We start from the raw sequence: 20,019 nt of genomic DNA, 5'->3' as shown, positions 1-20,019 counted from the left end.
CGTGCTAGTCTATCGGAGCAACTTCCAGCCACGGCTCGCAGTCTCGAGACCGGCCACGCCAGCTCCACGATAGGCAGGGCCGATCCGCAACGCAACAAAAAAACAAACTAGTCGGTATTTTATCTGGAGGGCGAATCTGACACAGAGGAAGGGATTGAGCAGCCCGACCCAGGTTAGGCGCCGGCACGCGATCCTGGCTCTGACGCCAGATGGGCATCGACAAACTCGCTGTTGTGATTGCGAAATGCCGCTTCCGCCTCCCACAACTGGATGCAGGCCCGCCACGGCGCCTCAGGTGTCCAGTCGCGCAGATTGGCGCGCGGCACGCAGCAGCCTTCGCTCTGGCGCGACCGCTCGTCCCATTTCGCGCCCGCCGATCGCTCCAGCCGTAGCCGGCGGGCGTCGGGGATCATCCGCCAGACGGATGGCGTAGCGGGCGAACCGCGGCCAAGCAACCGGCCGGGCATAGGATCACCGCGCCTCTGAGTGTCCATTCAGGACATGCCGGCCGCCGATGCACGCCCTGCATCGATGCGATGAATTTTCGGCATTTCCCGCCTTTTCCGGCCCGGCCTAGACTGCCCGAGGCGTCCGGGGCTGGCCCGCCGGGGCGGTTTGCGGCTTGCGGGCAGGAGCGAAGGAGCATCCCGATGAACGATCTCAGCCTCTCCACATTGGATGGAGGGCAGACGAAGGTCGCGGCGCCTGCCGTCGAAGCCTTTGCCGCGCAACTGCGCGGAACCGTGCTGCTTCCGACCGATCCCTCCTATGATGCGACGCGTGCCGTCTGGAACGGGATGATCGATCGCAGGCCCGGCCTCATCGTTTGCTGCCGCGGCGCGGCCGACGTGGTCGGTGCGGTGCGTTTCGCCCGTGACCACGGATTGCTCGTCGCCGTCCGTGGCGGGGGTCACCACATCGCCGGCAACTCCGTCTGCGACGGCGGGATGATGATCGACCTCTCGCTCATGAAGTCGGTGCGGATCGATACCTCGGCAAAGCGTGCCTGGGTGGAGCCGGGCGCGCTGCTGGCCGATGTCGACCAGGAAACCCAGGCCTTCGGGCTGGTCGTTCCCAGCGGCATCAACTCCACGACGGGCATAGCCGGGCTGACCCTCGGCGGCGGTTTCGGCTAGACGACACGCAAGTTCGGGCTGACGCTCGACAATCTCGTCGCGGCCGATGTCGTCACCGCAGCGGGGCAGGTGGTGCGCGCGAGCCTCGGCAAGCATCCGGACCTCTTCTGGGCGATCCGCGGCGGCGGCGGCAATTTCGGCATCGTCACCGCTTTCGAATTCCAGCTCCATGCCATGGGGCCGCAGATTCTGTCGGGCCTTGTCTTCCATCCCTTCGCGGCGGGCGAGAGCGTTCTCAAGGCCTATCGGCGAGCCCTGGAAACCGCCCCCGACGAACTCACCTGCTGGGTGGTGATGCGGCAGGCGCCGCCGCTTCCCTTCGTGCCGGCCGAATGGCACGGCAAGGAAGTGCTGGTGCTGGCCATGTGCTGGTGCGGCGATCCCGCCATGGGCGAGAAGGCTGCCGCGCCGCTGCGCTCGATCGGTCAGCCGATTGCTGACACCTTCGGTCCCATGCCCTTCACGGCCTGGCAGGCGGCCTTCGATCCGCTGCTGGCGCCCGGCGCCCGCAACTATTGGAAGAGCCACGACTTCTCGTCGCTTTCCGACGGCGCGATCGCCATCCTGCTCGACGGGATCGCCAAGCTTCCTGGTCCCGAATGCGAGGTTTTCATCGGCCATGTCGGCGGCGCTGCCGGACGTGTCGCAGCCGACGCCACGGCCTTCCCGCAACGCAACTCGCATTTCGTCATGAATGTCCATGCGCGCTGGCGCGAGCCGGCCATGGACGAGGCCTGCATCGGCTGGGCGCGCGGCCTGTTCGACGCGACAAGGCTATACGCCGCCGGGACGGCCTACGTGAACTTCATGCCCGAGGACGAACTCGACCGCGTCGAGACGGCCTATGGCGGCAACTATCAGCGGCTGGTCGAGATAAAGCGCAAATACGACCCGTCGAACCTGTTCCGAATGAACCAGAATATCCGGCCCGTCGCGGGCTTGCGCGCTGCGTGAAGCGGGAAGGGCCGGACGGGGCGGCAGCGGCATGCCCGGAAACGCGGCATGCCGCTGCCGGCAACGTCTTCCTCGTCGATTCCAGCGTTCGAAGGTATCCCCGGGCACTCGTTGCGGCCACATCGGGCGCAAGCCTGAAGCGTGTTGCGTGAAAACGGACAACACGCCGAAGGTCTTCGATTTGACGCATGTCTTTGTCCCGAAACCGGTACCCACTTTCGGGAGACATGCTTAACATGATGTTATTCAACCCAGCCGTCTTGGTATTTGCAGTTATCCGGCTTCCGGCTCCATAGTCGCCCGCATCCGATGCAGGGCTCGGCCGTGCGCGGACCCTTGGGCCGGAGCGTGTCCGGTGTCGGGACATCCGAGGCGCAACGGACGGGCAGGCCGGTTGTGCCGCGGTGCGGCCGTCCGCGGGAGGCTTCAGCCATGAAGACGTCAATCGCCACCGTGTCGATCAGCGGCGAGTTTTCCGAGAAGCTCGCGGCCATCGCGGCAGCCGGCTATGACGGCTTGGAGATTTTCGAGAACGACTTCCTCGCCTTCGACGGCTCGCCGCGCGATGTCGGTCGCATGGTGCGTGATGCCGGCCTGGAAATAAGCCTGTTCCAGCCGTTCCGCGACTTCGAGGGCCTGCCCGAGCCGCAGCGCGGCCGCGCCTTCGACCGCGCCGAGCGCAAGTTCGACGTGATGCAGGAACTCGGCACCGACCTCATGCTGGTCTGCTCCAGCGTCTCGCCGGTGTCGCTGGGCGGCATCGACAGGGCGGCGGCGGATTTCCGTGAGCTTGGCGAGCGTGCGGCCAGGCGCGGCCTGCGCGTCGGCTATGAGGCGCTTGCCTGGGGTCGCCATGTCAGCGACCACCGTGACGCCTGGGAAGTGGTGCGCCGCGCCGACCATCCCAAGGTCGGGCTGATCCTCGATTCCTTCCATACGCTGGCGCGGAGGATAGACGTCGATTCGATCCGCGCCATTCCCGGTGACAGGATCTTCATCGTCCAGCTCGCCGACGCACCGCTGATCGACATGGACCTGCTTTACTGGAGCCGACACTTCCGCAACATGCCCGGCGAAGGCGACCTGCCCGTCAAGGACTTCGCCCGCGCCGTGGCCGCCACCGGCTATGACGGCTATTTCTCGCTGGAGATCTTCAACGACCAGTTCCGCGCCGGCTCGCCGCGCTCCATCGCCGTCGACGGCCGCCGTTCGCTCGTCCATCTCATGGACCAGGTCAGGCGCGAGGAGCCCGGTATCGCGGTGGCCGTGCCCGACATGCCCGATCGCATCGCGGTCGAAGGTGTCGAGTTCGTCGAGTTCGCGGCCGACCAGGATGGCGCCGAGACGCTCGCCGCACTGTTCCACGCCATGGGCTTCCGCAAGGTCGGACGCCATGTCTCGAAGGATGTGACCCTGTTCCGACAGGGCGACATCAATCTCGTCGTCAACACCGAAGGCGAGGGCTTCGCGCATTCCTCCTATCTCGTCCACGGCACCTCCGTCTATGCGATCGGGCTGAGGGTCGAAGATGCGGCCGCGACCGTTCAACGCGCCCGGGCGCTCGGCGCCGAGCCGTTCGAACAGGCTGCGGGGCCTGGTGAACTCACCATCCCGGCCATCCGTGGCGTCGGCGGCGGGGTCGTCTATTTCGTCGACGGCAAGTCGGAACTGGCGAAGGTCTGGGACGTGGAATTCACGCCGACTGCCGATCCGCAGTCATCGCACGAGGTCGGGCTCAGCCGTATCGACCACGTCGGCCAGACCATGAACTACGAGGAGATGCTCACCTGGCTGCTCTTCTACACCGCGATCTTCCGCACCCGGAAGACCCCGATGGTCGACGTGATCGACCCGGGCGGCGTGGTGCGAAGCCAGGCGATTGAGAGTGAAGATGGTAAGCTGAGGCTTACATTGAACGGTGCCGAAAACCGCAGGACCCTGGCCGGACATTTCATCGCCGAGAGCTTCGGATCGAGCGTCCAGCACCTGGCCTTCGCCACCGGCGATATTTTCGCGACCGCCGAAGCGCTGAGCGCGAACGGTTTCGAGGCGCTGCCGATCTCTCCCAACTATTATGACGATGTCGAGGCCCGCTTCGGCCTGGAGCCCGATCTGGCCGATCGGCTGAGGGCCGGGAACATCCTCTACGACCGCGACGGCGACGGCGAATATTTCCAGCTCTACGCTCCGACCTGGGGCGAGGGCTTCATTTTCGAGATCGTCGAGCGGCGCGGCGGCTACAAAGGTTATGGCGCACCCAATGCGCCGTTCCGCATCGCCGCGCAGCGCAGATATCTGCGGCCGAAAGGAATGCCGAGAGGGTAGCGCATGCAGGATGAAGCTCAGGGCCTTGCCCAATCCGCCACATGGCGGATCATGTCGGGGCGGCGGGCCGGATCGTCCGCGAACGCAGCCAGTTCGGAGAGCCGGTGCATACCGGTCAGCACGTCGATGCGCCTGTGGTCGAGCTGGCGTCCGGACAGAGCCTCGTAGTTGTCGGCGATGCGCCTCGTCAGATCGGGCGAGATGAAGTTCGAGTAGATGAATTCCTGGTGCAGCGGGCCGAAGCCGGAATCGGCGAAATCGTAGATGCCACAGAGCGTGCCGCCACCATGGTCGAAAGCCATGTTCCAGCCATGGCCGTCGAAGAAGCCGTAAGTCGTGCCATAGGGGTCGGGCGGCATATCCCGCCATTCCGCTACGGTTTCCTCGGCGAAGCCGCGCAGTTCGACCGGAAGCGCCGGTACGGCCCTGGCGAGGATCTCCTCGGCGCTGAGCCAGGCCTCGACCGGACCGGCTCCGGCCGCCCTCACGGCGTCATGGTCCAGCCTGTGGAGTTGGGCATAGAATTCGCCCAACCGCCGGCCGAGCGCATCCCGCGCCGGCTCGGGGAGCCGGTCATACTGCGCGGCGACGAGATGGTCGCCCCTGAGCTTGCGGTGCCGCGAATACATCGGCGGCCCCTCATGGAGAGTGAGGTCGGGCACGGACATCGTCACGGCGGGACGCACCAGCGCGAGCAGGCTCGCCTCCTTGATGAGCGCGCGCTGCGCCGTTTCGTGGCGCGGGAACTTGAAGATCAGCCTGTCGCCGACATCCACGGCGACCGAATGCCAGCCTGCGGTCAGTGGTTTGAATTCGGCTTTCGCCAGTTCGGGGAAGTCGCGAAGGATTGTCGTCCGCAACTCGGGCAGGTCGATTTCCCGGGTCATGCGATCGCTAGCGTCCGAGTCGCCTGGTCAGCTCCAGCGCCGGAAGACGACACTGGCGTTGACGCCGCCGAAGCCGAAGCCGTTGGAGATGGCGTACTCCATCGCCATGCGCCGCGCTTCGCCGCGCACCAGGTCGACGCCGTCGCAAGCCGGATCGGGGTCGTCGAGGTTGAGTGTGGCCGGAGCGATCTGATCGCGCAGCGCCAGCACGGTGAAGATCGCCTCCAGCCCGCCGGCCGCGCCGAGCAGATGCCCGGTGGCGGATTTCGTGGCGCTGACGGCGATGCCGCCCCGGCGGCCGAACACCGTCTTGATCGCTTCGATCTCGCCCTTGTCGCCCACCGGCGTCGACGTGGAGTGGGCGTTGAGATGCTGGATATCGGTCGGCGCAAGGGCGGCACGCTTCAGCGCCAATGCCATGGCGCGGGCCGCGCCCCGACCGTCTTCCGGCCCCGCCGTCATGTGATAGGCGTCGGCCGTCGTGCCGTAGCCGACGAGTTCGGCGATCGGCGTGGCGCCGCGCGCCAGCGCATGGTCCAGCGCCTCGATCACGAGCACGCCTGCCCCTTCGCCCATGACGAAGCCGTCGCGGGCCGCATCGAAGGGCCGCGACGCCTTTTGGGGGGTCTCGTTGAAGCCGGTCGAAAGGGCGCGGGCCGCGGCGAAGGCCCCGAGGCTCACCTTGTCGATACAGGCTTCCGCGCCGCCGCACACCGCAATGTCGGCCTCATCGGTCGCGATCAGCCGCGCCGCGTCGCCGAGCGCCTGGACGCTCGCCGCGCAGGCCGTCACCGGGGTGCCGATCGGCCCCGTGAAACCGTGCCTGATGGTCACATGGCCGGCCGCGAGATTGGCCAGGAAGGAAGGCACGGTGAAAGGCGAAAGCCGCCGCGCGCCACGCGTCTCGGTCGTCCGGACCGCGTCGGCGATCGCCGGGAAGCCGCCGATGCCCGATGCGATCACGGTCGCCGTGCGCTCGCACTCGACGGTGCCTGTCGGTCGCCACTGCGCCATCGCCAGGGCCTCGTCGGCCGCCATCAGGGCGAACAGGATGAAACGGTCCATCTTGCGCTGGTCCTTGGGCGGCGCGGCCTGGTCCGGATCGAAGCCCGCTTCGGGATCGACTGCGCGGTCGGGGACGAGGCCGGCGATCTTCGCCGGCAGGTCGCCGGCCACTTCGGCGGGCAAGGCGCGAACGCCGCTCTTGCCCGCGGTCAGCCTGGCCCAGGCAGTCTCGACGCCGCAGCCCAGCGGCGATACCAGTCCCATGCCCGTGACGACGATCCGACGCATGTCAGCACCCTTTCCGTTGGTCTCAACCATGTTGTTTCAGTCGCGCCGCGCGCCGACGAGGCGGATGCGCTCCAACGTTTTCCCGGTCGCGGCCGGGCCCGGGAGCAGCATGGTGTTGTCTGATGTGATCGGTTCGCCCGTCTCCGCGTCCACCACGATCGCACGCCTTTCCCGACCGGTCGTCCGGTCGCCGAGGCGCATGGCGATCTGGTCCGGCGCCAGGTGCCGATTGCCCCAGGCAAAGAGCGCGACCGCCACCGGATAGAAATCCCGGCCCTTGTCGGTCAGCACATAGTCGTAGCGCGGTGGACGGCTCGCATAGAGGCGGCGCTCGAACAGGCCCTCATGGGCGAGGTGCTTCAGCCGGCGGGACAGGATGTTCGGGGCGACACCCAGGCTCTGCTGGAATTCGTCGAAGCGGGTCAGCCCCTGAAGCGCATCCCGCAGGATCAGGATGCTCCACCAGTCGCCGACGCTTTCGAGAGCGCGGGCCGCGGGGCATTCGAAGGCGAGAAAGCTCGTCCGTTGCATGGCCGCCAGTCCTATCGCAGTGACTTTCATCATGCAAGTCTTGTTCATGACGGTCTCGGCGAGGCAGACCGGCCGGGAACGGCTTCGTGATGGATCGGCCATATGGCTTCGACGTTGATGGGGAAGCAGCAATTCCGGTCATGCTTGAAGGAAGCCGCGATCTCCCGCATAAGGGTGCCGTATGCCGCCCCTTGCGGGAGCGGACGCGGCGGGGATCTCGGAGCAGCGCGATGGATATCCAGCACGATGCCGGCCACGGCGACGGAACTGAGGCGAGGCTGCTCGCCCGGGTCGGCTCGGGCGCGGTCACGCGGATGGCTGCGCTCGCCGGTATGTGCCTGCTGCTCGCCCAAAACGCGGCCGCCGCGCCGGATTGCCAGACCGCGCCCGCTCCGGGTCTGGATTGGCGCGGCTGCGACAAGAGCAACATCGTGCTCCAGGACGGCAATCTCGAAGGCGCCGACCTCGTGGGGACCGATTTCAGCGCCTCCGATCTGAGAGGCGCCAGGCTGGCTTCGGCCAACCTCGAGCGCGCGACGCTGGTGCGGACGGCGCTTGCCGGAGCGAATGCCACGAAGGCGAATTTCGCCAAGGTCCAGGCCTACCGGAGTAGCTTCGCGCATCTCTCTGCCGAGGGGGCTTCATTCGCCGGGGCCGAACTGCAGCGTTCCGATTTCAGCGGCGCGCGCCTGACCGGCGCGGATTTCGAGAAGGCCGAACTCGGGCGAGCCAATTTCGACAAGGCCGTGATCACCGGCACCCGGTTCTCGCTGGCAAATCTCGCGCGGGCTGATCTCGGCGGCGCCGTCTTCGAGGGGTCGATCGAATTCGGCAAGGCCTTCATGTACCTGACCAGGATCGAGGGGCTCGATCTTTCGGCCGCCATCGGCCTGCGGCAGGAGCAGATCGATTTAGCCTGCGGCAACGCCGATACGAAGCTGCCCGCCGGCCTGTCGAAGCCGGCGAACTGGCCCTGCACCTTTGACTAGCTTGATCAGTCGAAGATCGGAATAGCTTTCCGACCGGGGCCGCTTCTAGATTGAGATTCCAGCCGCCAGGGCTGGCCCGGTGGCCGCGGGGACAAGACGGCCGGAGGCTGAAACGAGGCTGGAAGGATGACATCGGGCGTCATTCCGCTTCCTTCGGCGCTGGGGCGCCGCGTGGATGATTTTGCCCGAACGCTGATGCGCCAGCCGCCCGGATACCACGTCGATTTCCTGCGTCCCGCCGGGGAGCCGGCCCTGCTTCCACCGGCTTCGCTCTCCTGGCGCATTTTCAAGAACCCGGTGACGGTCTTCATCGGCGGGGTCGCAGCCGTGCTGCTCGAACTGGCCGAGCCGCGGGTCCGCGACGCCGTGTGGCAGCACAGCGGTTTCCGCACCGACGCGCTGTCGCGCCTCCGGCGCACCGGGGCGGCAGCCATGGTCACCGTTTACGGCCCGCGCAGCCAGGCCGAGGCCATGATCGCCGGCGTGGTGAGGATGCATGGCCGCATCCACGGCCGCACCAGCGAGGGCGAGGCCTATGACGCCAATGATCCCGAACTCCTGGACTGGGTGCAGGCCACGGCGGGTTTCGGCTTCATGCAGGCCTATCATTGTTTTGCACGCCCGCTTCGAGCGGAGGAGCGCGACACTTCGCTGGCCGAATGCCGCCCGATCGCGCTTCTCTACGGCGCTGCGGGCGCGCCCGGATCGCAGGCAGATCTCTACACCCTGTTCGAGGCGCGCCGGCACCGGCTCGCCGCGTCGCCGATCGTGCTCGAGTTTCTCGACATCATGGCGAAGGTCCCCGCCTTGCCAGCCTCGGTCCGGTCGTTGCAACTGCCGCTCCTGAAGGCCGCCATCGACATCCTTCCCCTATGGGTGCGTGAACGGCTGGGGCTCGGCGACCGCTGGAACCTGAGGCCGCAGGCGCGCGCCGTGGTCGCCTCGATGGCCGGCATCTGCGAACGCATCGTGCTGCCGTCGTCTCCGGCGGTCCAATCCTGCCGGCGGCTCGGGCTCGCCGACGACTTTCTCTATCGTCGGCATTGAGTTCGCGGCCGTCGATAGAAATTCACCACCTGGCTGTCGAGCGGCATCGGCCGTCTTCTTGTAGCGTTGACGTGACGAAACCTGCACCAGCGAAAGGTCGTCAGCCTGGCGTCCCGCCTTCGTCGCCATCCTTCGCGGCAACGGCGTCCCAATGTGCGTCGCACCAGCGGTCGATCTCATCGAAGATCGGCTGAAGCGCATAGCCGGCCGGGGTGAGGCAGTATTCGACCCGCGGCCGAGTTTCGGCATGGACTGTGCGTTCGATGAGCCCGTTTGCTTCGAGGGCCCGCAACTGGGTGGCCAGCATTTGCTGGGTGACGCCCGGCAGGTTGCGGCGCAACTCTCCGAAGCGACTCGTTCTCTCAGCCAGCAGAAGCATGATCTCGCATTTCCAGCGCCCCGCCAGGAGCCTCAGCAGCGTCGGGTTCCGTTTCTTGGCCTGTGCCCGAACACCGTCTTCGACCGTTGCCGCCGGTCGGCCCGCTCCGCTTTCGTCTGCGACGGTCGCGGGCTTTCTGGTTTCGCTTTGCATTCGATCTCACGGGGTTTGTTCCGTTTCGTACATCGGAGGCTCCTTCGGAGAAAGTCAGCAACTTGTAGGAGTGTGCCGTTCCGTATCGCCCGATCGGGGGCTTGCCATGCTGCGACCCCCTCCACTTGGCGGCGTGCGCGAGGCCCTTTGAAGAAGGAGGCAGGGGCGGGGGCTCCTGGTGCTTCGCAATTTCGGCCTTGCCTCAGCCAGCTTTCATGCGCAACAGGCGCAGAGCGAAGACCGCGGCGAGGACGCAGAGCGGAAACTGGGCGATTCCAGTAAGCTCGAAGACAATATCGTTGGGCATTTCATAGGTGGGCGGCGGGAACAGCTCTTTGGCGCTTTCCGCGCCGAAGCCGAAATAGACGAGGTTCTTCAGGACGTGATTGTAGCCGCCCTCGAAGACGCCGATCGCGGCGACAGGGAAAGCCATGATGATGGCGATCGCGGCCCAGGTGGCGAGGCGCCCGCCGGGTTTGCCGCGGCGGGTGAAGCCGATGCAAAGCAAAAGCGCGATCGCGACGGCCGTCGGCACGGCGACGTGAAGGATGTGCAAGCGCCATGGGGTCTCGTAGATCATCGCGCCATAGGCGTGATGGACGGATGTCAGGACCAGCGTGAGGATCGCGGCAGTGCCGGCCCTGAAATAGGCATTGGTGGGCCGAAGGCTCATTGTCAGGCCGTTCATTGTGCTTTCTCTGGACTTGATCGGACTGGTCCGGCCTAGCAAGATATCGAACATGATGTTCGGAAATTTCCGGACAACAGCGCCGCGAAAGTGCGGAAACGGACTTCGGCTCGTTCCGTGTCCGGAAATGCCGTGGAGACCGGAGGCAAGACAACATGGCGATCGATCGCCGCGTGGCCCGTACGCGGAGGGCCCTTTACGACGCGCTCGTCGCGCTCATTCGCCGCAAACCGTATGAGGAGATCACGGTCGAGGACATCCTGCGCGAGGCCGATGTCGGCCGCGCGACCTTCTATGCCCATTTCACCTCCAAGGACGACCTGCTCGAGCGCAGCCTCGACAGGCTTCGCGATCTTCTCCTGGCCGCACAGGGCTACGGCGAAACCGCGCCGTTTCCCTGGGACCGCTCGTGGAGCCCGAGCCGGGTTCTCTTCGAGCATATCGCCGAATTCGCCGATGTGCGCTTCGCGCTGTCGGGGGGCCGGGGCGGCCCGATCCTGCGCGACGCGGTCGACCGCGTGCTGGCGGGCGTCTTCCGTGCGGCGATGCCGAGAGAGGTGGCCGGCTCCCTGCCGCGCGAGCTCGTCGTTCTCCACATCGTGTCGACCGTCAATGCGACCTTGCGTTGGTGGCTGGAGCATCATCCGGACATGAGCGCGGCCGAGATCGATGCGCTCTTCGCCCGGTTGCTCACGGGAGGCTTGCCCGAGGCGTCCTGCGCCTTCTTCCTGAGACCGGCCGCCCTTGCAGCCGGGCGTCGGACCGGTGCGGGCAGCATCCCCGGCATCACAGGTTCGCCGCCAAGCGGGCCGGCGCCGGAGCGGTAGAGCCGTTCCGTTCCTGCCCCTTCGAGCCGGGTATGTCGCGTTTCACCCATTGCCCCCGGGCGCCGCCGCGGCCTAAACCATCACGCGACGCGCTGCTCGGCGCCAGCCCCCCGCACGTGCCTGCAGGAAAGAGATCCAAGTCATGACGATGTGTCCCGCCGATCCCTTGCCCGACGATCTCGAGATCGCCGCCGATGCCGAGATCCGCATCCGCCAGGATCTGGCGCTGGTGGCGCTGGGGCGGCGGCCCGCCGACCGGGCCCTGCGGGTGGGCAGGCTGCTCGACGTCCACACCCGCACCTGGCGCAACGACCAGGAGATCGTCATCAAGGGCAGGCGCATCGCCTGGGTCGGTCCGGCAGGCGCATATCAGGGCAGTGTGGCCGAACGCGCGCACGAGCCCGATCTGATGGCGGTCCCCGGATTGGGCGAAGTCCACAAGCACATAGAGAGCTCCCATATCACGCCTGAATGGGAAGCAGCCCTCGTCGTGCCGCGCGGCAACACCTGGACCTGCGAGGCAAGCCACGAATTCTCGAATGTCGACGGCGCAAACAACCTTGCCTTCTGGCTCGAGGCGCGCCGGCGCGGGTCGCCGATGAAGATCTTTCCCCTTCCGGGTTCGGCGGTGCCGCCGACCGCCTATGAGCATGGCGGCGGCTGGTTCGGCTACGGCGAGCAGAAGGCGTTCCTGTCGCAGAGCCTGATGGTCGCGGGCCTCGACGAGGTCATGGACTGGCCGGCCGTGTGGAACCCCGACAATCCTTCCTATGACCGCTTGTGGGGCATGATCCGCGCCACTTTCGAACAGCGCGGTGTCGTCGAAGGGCACGCGGCGGGGCTGCGCGATATCCCTTCGATCAATGCCTTCGCCGCGGCCGGCCTGGCTTCGGATCACGAGGCCTGGACCGTCGAGGAGTTCTGGGAAAAGCTGTCGCGCGGCCTGTTCATGGAACTGCGCGTGCACAGCCTTCCCGAGGTGATCCGCGGGCTGCTGGACAAGGGACTGGCCGACTGGTCGCAGGTGGCCTTCGCCACCGACGACCGCAGCGCTTCCGACACGCTGCGCCTCGGCGCGACGGACTACAATGTGCGCCTCGCCATCGAGGCCGGGCTGCCGCCCGAGATCGCGATCCAGGCCGTCACGATCAACCCGGCCCGGCATATGCGGCTGACGCCCTGGGTCGGCAGCATCGCGCCCGGCCGCTATGCCGATATCGTACTCCTGTCCGACCTCGCGCGCTTCGAGATCGCCAAGGTCTGGGCGGACGGCCGGCAGGTGTCGCACGGCACGGACTATCTCGCACCCGTTCCCGATATCGCCTGGCCCGGCTGGGCGACGGATACGATCCGCATCGGGCGGGATCTCACGGCGGAGGATTTCGTGATCCCCGCGCAGCCCGGGCGCACCACCATGAACGCCGCCCTGCTGCGGCCTTTCCACTGGACCGACGATTTCATCACCCGCGAGCTTCCGGTCGTCGACGGCCAGGTCGCGCGCGATGCCGACGCCAATGTCACGAAATTCGCCGTGGTCGATCGTTTCTCCGGCGAGGCGGGCGTGTCGCGCATGTTCTGGCTCGGCTGCGGCCCGCGCACCCCTGATACGGCGCTCGCCTGCTCCGTCGCCCATGACAAGCACAATGTCTGGGTGGTCGGCTCGTCCGACGAGGCCATGGCCGCCGCGGTCAATGCGCTCGCCCGCAACAAGGGCGGCTGGGCGCTGGTGCGCGAGGGCGAATTGGTCGCCACGGTGCGATATGAGGTGGGCGGCCTGATGTCATGCCGTTCGGCACAAGAACTGCATGAGGAGATGGAGAAGCTCTATGCCGAGGGAGCCAGGATCGACTGGCTCTACGAGCCGAGCTTCCACCCGCGCTGGGGCCCCGGTTTTCCCGAGCGGCTCGCCTTTGCGACGCTCACCTGCGCGCCTTGGCGCTGGGTGTTGGTCGCGCCCGGACCGAAGGCGCCGGAAGGCTTCGTCAATGTGCAGACCGGAGCAACCCACCCGGTGGTGTGGTAGCCGGTCACCGCGCCAGATGCCGCTTGATGAAGGCGCCGGCTGAAGCGGTCGCCTGGCGGCCCGCTCTCAGGCGGGGCGACCATAGATGCCAGGCATGGATCATATGCGGCCACACCTCCAGGCTCGCCGCCACGTCGGCCGCACCCAGCCGTCCGACGATGCGGACGGCATCGTCGAGCAGCGTCTCCGCCGATCCGACCTGGACAAGGGTGGGGGGCAGCCGCGAGAGATCAGCATAAAGCGGCGAGGCGAGCGGGCTGAGCGGATTTGCCCGGCCAAGATAGGACGAGGCCAGTTCCTGCAGATACTCGCGGTGGATCAGCGGGTCGACCGCGTCCTTGGTGTCCATGCTGGCCCCGCTCATCTCCAGGTCGACCCAGGGAGAGACGAGCCAGGCGCAGCCGGGCAAGGGCTTGCCAAGGTCGCGAAGGCGGGTCATGGCCGCCAGGGAGAGGCCCCCGCCGGCGCTGTCGCCCGAGATGGCGATGTGGCCTGCGCCGATGCCGCGTCCGAGCAGGTACTCGAAGGCCGCCAACGCATCCTCGAGTGCGGCCGGGAACGGATTTTCCGGCGCCAGCCGATAGGCCACCGCCAAAGTGCGGATGCCTGCCGCCCGCCCCGCCTCGGAGACCATGCGGCGGTGGCTGCGGATGGAGCCGGAACAATAGCCGCCTCCATGGAAGAAGAGCAGCACGCGGGAGGCGTCGCTGCCGGGCGCCAGCGACCATTCCGCCTCGCAGTGGCCGACGGTCTCCGGCTCGAAACTGATGTCGGCGGCGACGCCGTCCACCGATGCGACCGTATCGAGCCGTTCGCGCCGCTCGGTGAGGCTCGTCGGTCGTGGAAGCGACGCCAGCAGCGTCCTGACGCCCTCAATTTCCCTGCCGCTCATCGAACCCACCCCTGCTGTGACGCTCGTCGGTCGATCGCCCGTAACCTATCATGGAAAATGGCGCCGCCACATCCAATCCTTCGAGGCTCGCTGCGCTCGCACCTCAGGATGAGGAACGCAGTGCCAAGGCTCCTTTGTCCAGAAATGCGTAGTGCCGACGTCCCCCAGCTTGGGCGCCTGGCGCCGGCCTCCCTCATCCTGAGGTGCTCGCGAAGCGAGCCTCGAAGGACGCACCGAATGTCAGCTTCCTCCGCCGTCCCGCGCTGGCGCCGGGTTTACGCGCATGGTGAAAATTGATAGAGCGTTCGGATAATTTTATCGAGCTGCCGTGTGGGAGAACGGCTCGGCTCGGCCTTGAAGGCGAAAAAGGACCGGGAAGGCGAAAAGGACCGACATGGCACGCACGCGCGCCCAGGATTATGACGCGAAGCGCCTCGCCATCTTGCAGCGCACCGCCCAGCTCTTCGCCCAGTTCGGCTACTCCGGCACCTCGATCACCATGATCGCCGAGGCCTGCGGCGTCTCCAAGGCCCTGCTTTACCACTATTATCCCGACAAGGAGGCGTTGCTCTTCGACATATTGTCGGCGCATCTGGAGGAACTTGTCGAGGTCGTGGAGAGGGCTGCCGCCACGACGTCCGAGCCGCGAGCCCGTGTCCATGCCATCGCCCAGGCGCTGCTCGAAGCCTATCGCGACGCCGATGCCGAGCATCAGATCCAGATCGCCAATCTCAAGCTGCTTCCGGAGCCCCGCCAGGAACAGTTGCGGGCTCTGGAACGGGTGCTCGTCAAGCTCCTGTCGGATGCGCTCGCGGAGGCGTTGCCCGACATCGGACGGAGCACATCCCTCAAGCCGCTCACAATGTCGATGTTCGGCATGCTCAACTGGCACTATCTCTGGTTTCGCAAGGGGGGCGGAATGTCGCGTGACGACTATGCGCGTTTCGCTTCGGAACTGATCCTGAAGGGCGCCGACGAAGCGGCCGCTGCAGTATCCGCTGTCCAGAGTGAGCCGGCCCGGCGCCGCGGGGCATGACCATGAACGAGGCTCCGGCGCCCGCTGTTCGCGCCGGCGATCCGCGCCGCTTCCACGAGGTTCTCGACGCGACGCTCGCCGGCTTGCGCGAACAGCCCTCGCGCACATGGTCGATCATCATCACCATCTATGGCGACGCGATCGTGCCGCGCGGCGGTTCGGTATGGCTCGGCACACTGCTCTCCTTCTTCAGAGCGATGGATGTCGCGGAGGGCGTGGTTCGCACGGCGATGTCGCGGCTCGCCAGCGACGGGTGGCTCGAACGCAGCAAGTCCGGGCGCAACAGTTTCTATCGGCTGGCGGAAAAAGGCAGTGCGACCTTCGCCCATGCCACGCAGCACATCTATTTCCCACGCCCCTCGTTGTGGGACGGCCGGCTCGACCTCATCGTCACCGCGGGAAGTACCGATCGTGAGGCCGTGCGCGGCGCGCTGCAGTCGGCGGGCTTCGGCAGCCCGGCGCCCGGCCTCTGGGTCGGACCGCCCGGCGAGGAGATCCCGGCTGCGGCAGCCAACGAGCTCAAGCTGAAGGCCAGCGGCGATACTGCCGAGTTGAGCGCTCTGGCGGCGCGAAGCTGGCCGCTCCAGGCGATCGGCGAGGCCTATCGGCGTTTTGTCGCAGCCTTCGCGCCGATGCGCACGGCGCTCGCCGGCGGCGCCGTGCCGACCGACCTCGACGCTCTGGTCGCCCGCGTGCTGCTCATCCACGAATATCGGCGCGTTGTCTTGCGCGATCCGCTCCTGCCGGCGGCGATCCTGCCGGAGCATTGGCCGGCCGAGGAGGCCCGCCTGCTGTGTGGCGAGCTCTACCGCGCGCTGCTGCAGCCCTCTGAACGCTGGCTCGACGCCCATGCGTTGGGCGAGGATGGCGAGCCGCTCAAACCGGCGTCCGACATCAACAAGCGCTTCGCGGCCTGATGCAGCACGCATCTGTGGCCGTCCACCCTGCCATATCGCAATATGTTACAGAAAATTGTTGCATTCAGAATTCTTGTAACATAGAATGTTTCTAATCTGAGGAGGATGCCATGTACACGCAGGCTCTCAACGCAAATCCAGAAGCCGGCGGTCAGGTCGAGGACGCCGCATTGCTCGAGCGGTTCCAGGAGCGTGTCGATGCCGAGGAGCGTATCGAGCCGAACGACTGGATGCCGGCCGCCTATCGCAAGACGCTGACCAGGCAGATCTCCCAGCATGCCCATTCCGAGATCGTCGGCATGCTGCCGGAGGGCAACTGGATCACGCGCGCGCCGTCGCTCCGCCGCAAGGCCGCCCTGCTCGCCAAGGTGCAGGACGAATGCGGTCACGGCCTCTACCTCTATGCCGCCGCCGAGACGCTCGGGACCTCGCGCGAGGAGCTCGTCGACCAGATGCTGTCGGGCAAGGCGAAATATTCCTCCATCTTCAACTATCCGACGCTGACCTGGGCCGACATCGGCGCGATCGGCTGGCTGGTCGACGGCGCGGCGATCATGAACCAGATTCCGCTCTGCCGGTGCTCCTACGGCCCCTATGCGCGCGCCATGATCCGCGTCTGCAAGGAGGAGTCCTTCCACCAGCGCCAGGGCTACGAGATCATGCTGACGCTTTCGCGCGGCAACGAGGCCCAGCGCGCCATGGCGCAGGACGCGCTGAACCGCTGGTGGTGGCCCTGCCTGATGATGTTCGGTCCGCCCGATGCGCAGAGCCAGCATTCGGATGCCTCGACCCGCTGGAAGATCAAGCGCTTCTCCAATGACGAACTCCGGCAGAAATTCGTCGACGCCACGGTGCCCCAGGCTGAATATCTCGGTCTGTCGATCCCCGATCCCGCGCTGAAATTCAACGAGAAGACCGGCCATTGGGAATATGGCGAGATTGACTGGGAAGAATTCCGCCAGGTGATTTTGGGCAATGGTCCCTGCAATCGCGACCGGCTGGCGGCGCGCCGCAAGGCGCATGACGACGGTGCATGGGTGCGCGACGCGGCCCTGGCCTATGCCGCAAAGAAGCGCCGGCAGGCCGCGAAGGCGGCCTAGAGATTGAAAGGACGCCGAGATGGCAACCACCGCTTTTCCGCTTTGGGAAGTCTTCATCCGCTCCCGCAACGGCCTGAGCCACAAGCATGTCGGCTCGCTGCATGCCAGCGACGCGACTCTGGCGCTGCAGGCGGCGCGCGACATCTATACAAGGCGCGGCGAGGGTCTTTCGATCTGGGTCGTGCCGTCGGCGGCGATCGTCGCTTCCGACCCCGCCGACAAGGGCATGATGTTCGAGCCGACCGCCTCGAAGATCTACCGCCATCCGACCTTCTACGAAGTGCCGGAAGACATCGGTCACATGTGACATCCCCGCCCCCGTAGTGGGGCAGGGCAGCAAGATCGGTCGATCAGGAGGAAGTCATGGCTTCGGGGTCCATAACGGTGGAAGAGACGCCGCACGTCCTCTACGTGCTGCGCCGCGCCGACGATGCGCTGGTGCTCGGCCATCGCCTGTCCGAATGGTGCGGCCATGCACCGATGATGGAAGAGGACATGGCCCTCGCCAACATGGCCCTCGACCTGATTGGCCAGGCGCGCTCGCTCTATGCCCATGCGGGCGAGATCGAGGCCGCCGGCCATGACGAGGACGCCTTCGCCTATCGCCGCGACGAGCACGACTACCGCAACCTGCTCCTGGTCGAACAGCCCAACGGCGATTTCGCCCGGACCATCCTCAGGCAGTTCCTCTACGCGGCCTTCGCCGACCTCTATTGGCGTGCGATGATGGCGTCGAAGGACGCCACGCTCTCCGCGGTTGCCGCCAAGGCCGAGAAGGAAATGGCCTATCATGTGCGCCATACGGCCGAATGGGTGATCCGGCTGGGCGACGGCACGGACGAAAGCCGTCGGCGGATTCTTGATGCGCTCGAACTGCTCTGGCCCTTCACCGGCGAGCTGTTCGAAGTCGACGAGGCGGATCGCGCCGTCATCGAGGCCGGCATCGGCGTCGACCCGGAAGAACTGCGGGTTGCCTGGCGGGAGGCGATCCGGCCGGTCTTCGAGGAAGCGGGCCTCGCCGTGCCCGCCGACGGCTGGATGCAGAAGGGTGGCCGTTCAGGTCGCCACAGCGAGCATCTCGGCCATCTGCTCACCGAGCTGCAATATGTGCAGCGCGCCGTGCCGGGAGCGGTCTGGTGATGGCCGCCATCCCGCATCCGGAGCCTTCGGCGCTGGCTGCGGCCCGCGGCCTGCCTGATCTCGCCGAAGTGAGGCGCATCGCGGGCGCGGTCTGCGACCCCGAGATTCCGGTGCTGTCGATCGAGGATCTCGGCGTGCTGCGTGACGTGCGGTATAGCGACGGCCACATCGAGATCGTCATCACCCCGACCTATTCCGGCTGTCCGGCCATGAACATGATCGCGCTCGAAATCGAGTTGGCGCTGGCCAAGGCCGGTTTCGATCACGTCAAGGTGGTCACCGTGCTGTCGCCTGCCTGGACCACGGACTGGATGAGCGAGGAAGGCAGGGCAAAGCTGCGCGACTACGGCATTGCGCCGCCGTCGCGAGCCGCCGGCCGGCGCGCCTTGTTCGGCAGGGACGAGGTCGCCTGCCCGCGCTGCGGCTCGACTTCGACCTCGCTGCTTGCCGAATTCGGCTCGACCTCCTGCAAGGCGCTCTGGCGCTGCGAGGCCTGCCGCGAGCCCTTCGATTATTTCAAATGCCACTAGGTTCCTGAGATCATGTCCGTCGCCGTCGACCAGAACCTCGATCCGTCCCGTTCCATCGGTCCGTCGCCGCATTTCCATCGGCTCGCGATCGCCGATGTGAGGCGCGAGACCGAGGATGCCGTGTCGATCGCCTTTACCGTTCCGCGCGAACTGGCCGGCGCCTATCGGTTCCATTCCGGCCAATATCTGACGCTGCGTGCAACGGTCGACGGCGAGGATTTGCGCCGCTCCTATTCGATCTGTTCGGGCCCCGACGAGGGCGAACTGCGTGTCGCCGTCAAGCGCGTGGAGGACGGCGTGTTCTCCGGCTGGATCAACGACAATCTCAAGGCCGGCGACGAGATCGACGTGATGACGCCGACCGGCCGCTTCGGCCTCGGCGACGCGGCCGGTGACGGCCGCATCCATGTCGCTTTCGCCGCGGGCTCCGGCATCACGCCGATCCTGTCCATTCTGCGCGGCGTGCTTGCGGCGGAGCCCAACAGCCGTTTCTTTCTCTACTACGGCAACCGCTCGACCCGGGACATGCTGTTCCGGACCGAACTGGAGGAACTGAAGGATCGTTTCCTCGGCCGCCTCTCGGTCTTCCATGTGCTCAGCCAGGAAGAGCAGGATCTGCCCATCCTCAACGGCCGGCTGGACGGCGAGAAGGTCCGCATCCTGCTTAGCGCCCAACTGCCGGCCGCGGCGGTCGACCATGCCTTCGTCTGCGGGCCCGCCACGATGATCGAAGATATCGAGGCGGCGCTGAAGGATGTCGGCCTCGCGCCGGAGAAGATCCATGTCGAGCGTTTCGTCTCGGTCCATGGCGGGCGCCCGCAGGTGAGGCCGAAGGTCGCGGCCGAGGCGCCGGCAGCGCATGTCGCGGCGCTCACCGTCGACGGCAAGCGCCGCGACGTGCCGGTTGCCGAGGGCGAGACGATCCTCGACGCCGCGCTGCGTGCCGGCATGGACCTGCCCTTCGCCTGCAAGGGCGGCATGTGCTCGACCTGCCGGGCCAAGGTTCTGGACGGCGCGGTGGAGATGGACGTGAACTATTCGCTGGAGCCCTGGGAGATCGAGGCCGGCTTCGTCCTCACCTGCCAGTCGCATCCGAAGACGCCGCGCGTGGCGGTGGATTTTGATCAGATGTGAGAAGGGAGCGAATAGCGAGTAGCGAATAGCGAATAGGG

General features: G+C 66.4%; 19 protein-coding genes and 1 pseudogene. 13 read left to right on the top strand and 7 right to left on the bottom strand.

From position 1 onward, the window contains the following. Window positions 1–173: 173 nt before the first annotated feature. Window positions 174–467, bottom strand: coding sequence for a hypothetical protein (locus JN302_RS02200; RefSeq protein ID WP_210382581.1), 294 nt, complete (start codon window positions 465–467; stop codon window positions 174–176). Between the two features lie 183 nt (window positions 468–650). On the opposite strand from JN302_RS02200, the pseudogene JN302_RS02195 reads away from it, so the two are divergent. Beyond that, window positions 651–2,090, top strand: a pseudogene (locus JN302_RS02195) (FAD-binding oxidoreductase). 432 nt (window positions 2,091–2,522) lie between these two features. Continuing rightward, entirely contained in the window at window positions 2,523–4,415 is a 1,893-nt protein-coding gene (locus tag JN302_RS02190; protein WP_202331474.1) for a bifunctional sugar phosphate isomerase/epimerase/4-hydroxyphenylpyruvate dioxygenase family protein, read from the top strand. Window positions 4,416–4,432: 17 nt separating this feature from the next. Here the strand turns inward: JN302_RS02190 and JN302_RS02185 are convergent, their stop codons facing one another. The 3 genes from JN302_RS02185 to JN302_RS02175 are packed head-to-tail and all read right to left on the bottom strand — an operon-like array spanning window position 4,433 to window position 7,126. Then, on the bottom strand, window positions 4,433–5,302 hold the full coding sequence (locus JN302_RS02185) for a phosphotransferase family protein (RefSeq protein WP_202309891.1): 870 nt from the start codon (window positions 5,300–5,302) through the stop codon (window positions 4,433–4,435). Between the two features lie 27 nt (window positions 5,303–5,329). After that, complete coding sequence (gene fabF / locus JN302_RS02180) at window positions 5,330–6,595, bottom strand: beta-ketoacyl-ACP synthase II (protein ID WP_202331472.1); 1,266 nt, start codon at window positions 6,593–6,595, stop codon at window positions 5,330–5,332. Window positions 6,596–6,631: 36 nt separating this feature from the next. Beyond that, window positions 6,632–7,126, bottom strand: coding sequence for a winged helix-turn-helix transcriptional regulator (locus tag JN302_RS02175; RefSeq protein ID WP_202314465.1), 495 nt, complete (start codon window positions 7,124–7,126; stop codon window positions 6,632–6,634). Window positions 7,127–7,458: 332 nt separating this feature from the next. Here JN302_RS02175 and JN302_RS02170 point away from each other — a divergent pair, with 332 nt between their 5' ends. Together JN302_RS02170 and JN302_RS02165 are read left to right on the top strand one after the other, a co-directional pair. Beyond that, window positions 7,459–8,115 (top strand): pentapeptide repeat-containing protein, encoded by a 657-nt coding sequence (locus JN302_RS02170; RefSeq protein ID WP_446720737.1) that lies wholly within the window; start codon window positions 7,459–7,461, stop codon window positions 8,113–8,115. 126 nt (window positions 8,116–8,241) lie between these two features. Next, on the top strand, window positions 8,242–9,162 hold the full coding sequence (locus JN302_RS02165; protein ID WP_202331471.1) for an oxygenase MpaB family protein: 921 nt from the start codon (window positions 8,242–8,244) through the stop codon (window positions 9,160–9,162). 100 nt (window positions 9,163–9,262) lie between these two features. Here JN302_RS02165 and JN302_RS02160 read toward each other — a convergent pair whose 3' ends face one another. Both JN302_RS02160 and JN302_RS02155 read right to left on the bottom strand, forming a co-directional pair. Then, on the bottom strand, window positions 9,263–9,694 hold the full coding sequence (locus tag JN302_RS02160) for a winged helix-turn-helix transcriptional regulator (protein ID WP_202331469.1): 432 nt from the start codon (window positions 9,692–9,694) through the stop codon (window positions 9,263–9,265). Window positions 9,695–9,896: 202 nt separating this feature from the next. After that, window positions 9,897–10,382, bottom strand: coding sequence for a hypothetical protein (locus tag JN302_RS02155; RefSeq protein WP_202331467.1), 486 nt, complete (start codon window positions 10,380–10,382; stop codon window positions 9,897–9,899). A 155-nt stretch (window positions 10,383–10,537) separates the two neighbouring features. Here JN302_RS02155 and JN302_RS02150 point away from each other — a divergent pair, with 155 nt between their 5' ends. Both JN302_RS02150 and JN302_RS02145 read left to right on the top strand, forming a co-directional pair. Further along, the gene (locus JN302_RS02150; RefSeq protein WP_202331465.1) at window positions 10,538–11,209 is read left to right on the top strand and encodes a TetR/AcrR family transcriptional regulator; all 672 of its coding nucleotides are present in this window, start codon (window positions 10,538–10,540) and stop codon (window positions 11,207–11,209) included. A 142-nt stretch (window positions 11,210–11,351) separates the two neighbouring features. Next, window positions 11,352–13,232 (top strand): adenine deaminase, encoded by a 1,881-nt coding sequence (locus JN302_RS02145; protein WP_244846168.1) that lies wholly within the window; start codon window positions 11,352–11,354, stop codon window positions 13,230–13,232. Between the two features lie 4 nt (window positions 13,233–13,236). On the opposite strand, the gene JN302_RS02140 is transcribed toward JN302_RS02145, so the two are convergent. Then, window positions 13,237–14,124: an alpha/beta hydrolase gene (locus JN302_RS02140; protein ID WP_202331463.1), complete on the bottom strand. Its 888-nt coding sequence runs from the start codon at window positions 14,122–14,124 to the stop codon at window positions 13,237–13,239. A 394-nt stretch (window positions 14,125–14,518) separates the two neighbouring features. Here JN302_RS02140 and JN302_RS02135 point away from each other — a divergent pair, with 394 nt between their 5' ends. The 7 genes from JN302_RS02135 (at window position 14,519) to paaE (ending at window position 19,981) form a co-directional block, all read left to right on the top strand. Beyond that, window positions 14,519–15,160, top strand: a complete 642-nt coding sequence (locus JN302_RS02135) for a TetR/AcrR family transcriptional regulator (protein ID WP_202331461.1) — start codon at window positions 14,519–14,521, stop codon at window positions 15,158–15,160. A 2-nt stretch (window positions 15,161–15,162) separates the two neighbouring features. After that, window positions 15,163–16,077 (top strand): phenylacetic acid degradation operon negative regulatory protein PaaX, encoded by a 915-nt coding sequence (paaX, locus tag JN302_RS02130; protein ID WP_202331459.1) that lies wholly within the window; start codon window positions 15,163–15,165, stop codon window positions 16,075–16,077. A 110-nt stretch (window positions 16,078–16,187) separates the two neighbouring features. Continuing rightward, window positions 16,188–17,177, top strand: coding sequence for a 1,2-phenylacetyl-CoA epoxidase subunit PaaA (paaA, locus tag JN302_RS02125; RefSeq protein WP_202331457.1), 990 nt, complete (start codon window positions 16,188–16,190; stop codon window positions 17,175–17,177). 19 nt (window positions 17,178–17,196) lie between these two features. Beyond that, on the top strand, window positions 17,197–17,484 hold the full coding sequence (gene paaB / locus JN302_RS02120) for a 1,2-phenylacetyl-CoA epoxidase subunit PaaB (protein ID WP_202331455.1): 288 nt from the start codon (window positions 17,197–17,199) through the stop codon (window positions 17,482–17,484). Window positions 17,485–17,540: 56 nt separating this feature from the next. Next, the gene (gene paaC / locus JN302_RS02115) at window positions 17,541–18,317 is read left to right on the top strand and encodes a 1,2-phenylacetyl-CoA epoxidase subunit PaaC (protein ID WP_202331453.1); all 777 of its coding nucleotides are present in this window, start codon (window positions 17,541–17,543) and stop codon (window positions 18,315–18,317) included. Further along, entirely contained in the window at window positions 18,317–18,847 is a 531-nt protein-coding gene (paaD, locus tag JN302_RS02110; RefSeq protein ID WP_202334153.1) for a 1,2-phenylacetyl-CoA epoxidase subunit PaaD, read from the top strand. Before paaC ends, paaD begins: the two co-directional genes overlap by 1 nt. Before the next feature lie 12 nt (window positions 18,848–18,859). Continuing rightward, window positions 18,860–19,981, top strand: coding sequence for a 1,2-phenylacetyl-CoA epoxidase subunit PaaE (gene paaE, locus JN302_RS02105; RefSeq protein WP_202331451.1), 1,122 nt, complete (start codon window positions 18,860–18,862; stop codon window positions 19,979–19,981). The last annotated feature ends 38 nt before the right edge of the window (window positions 19,982–20,019 follow it).

Origin of the sequence: Mesorhizobium sp. L-8-3, assembly GCF_016756615.1 — a bacterium.
GTDB lineage: Bacteria > Pseudomonadota > Alphaproteobacteria > Rhizobiales > Rhizobiaceae.
This window is presented reverse-complemented; position numbering and strand designations above follow the sequence as displayed.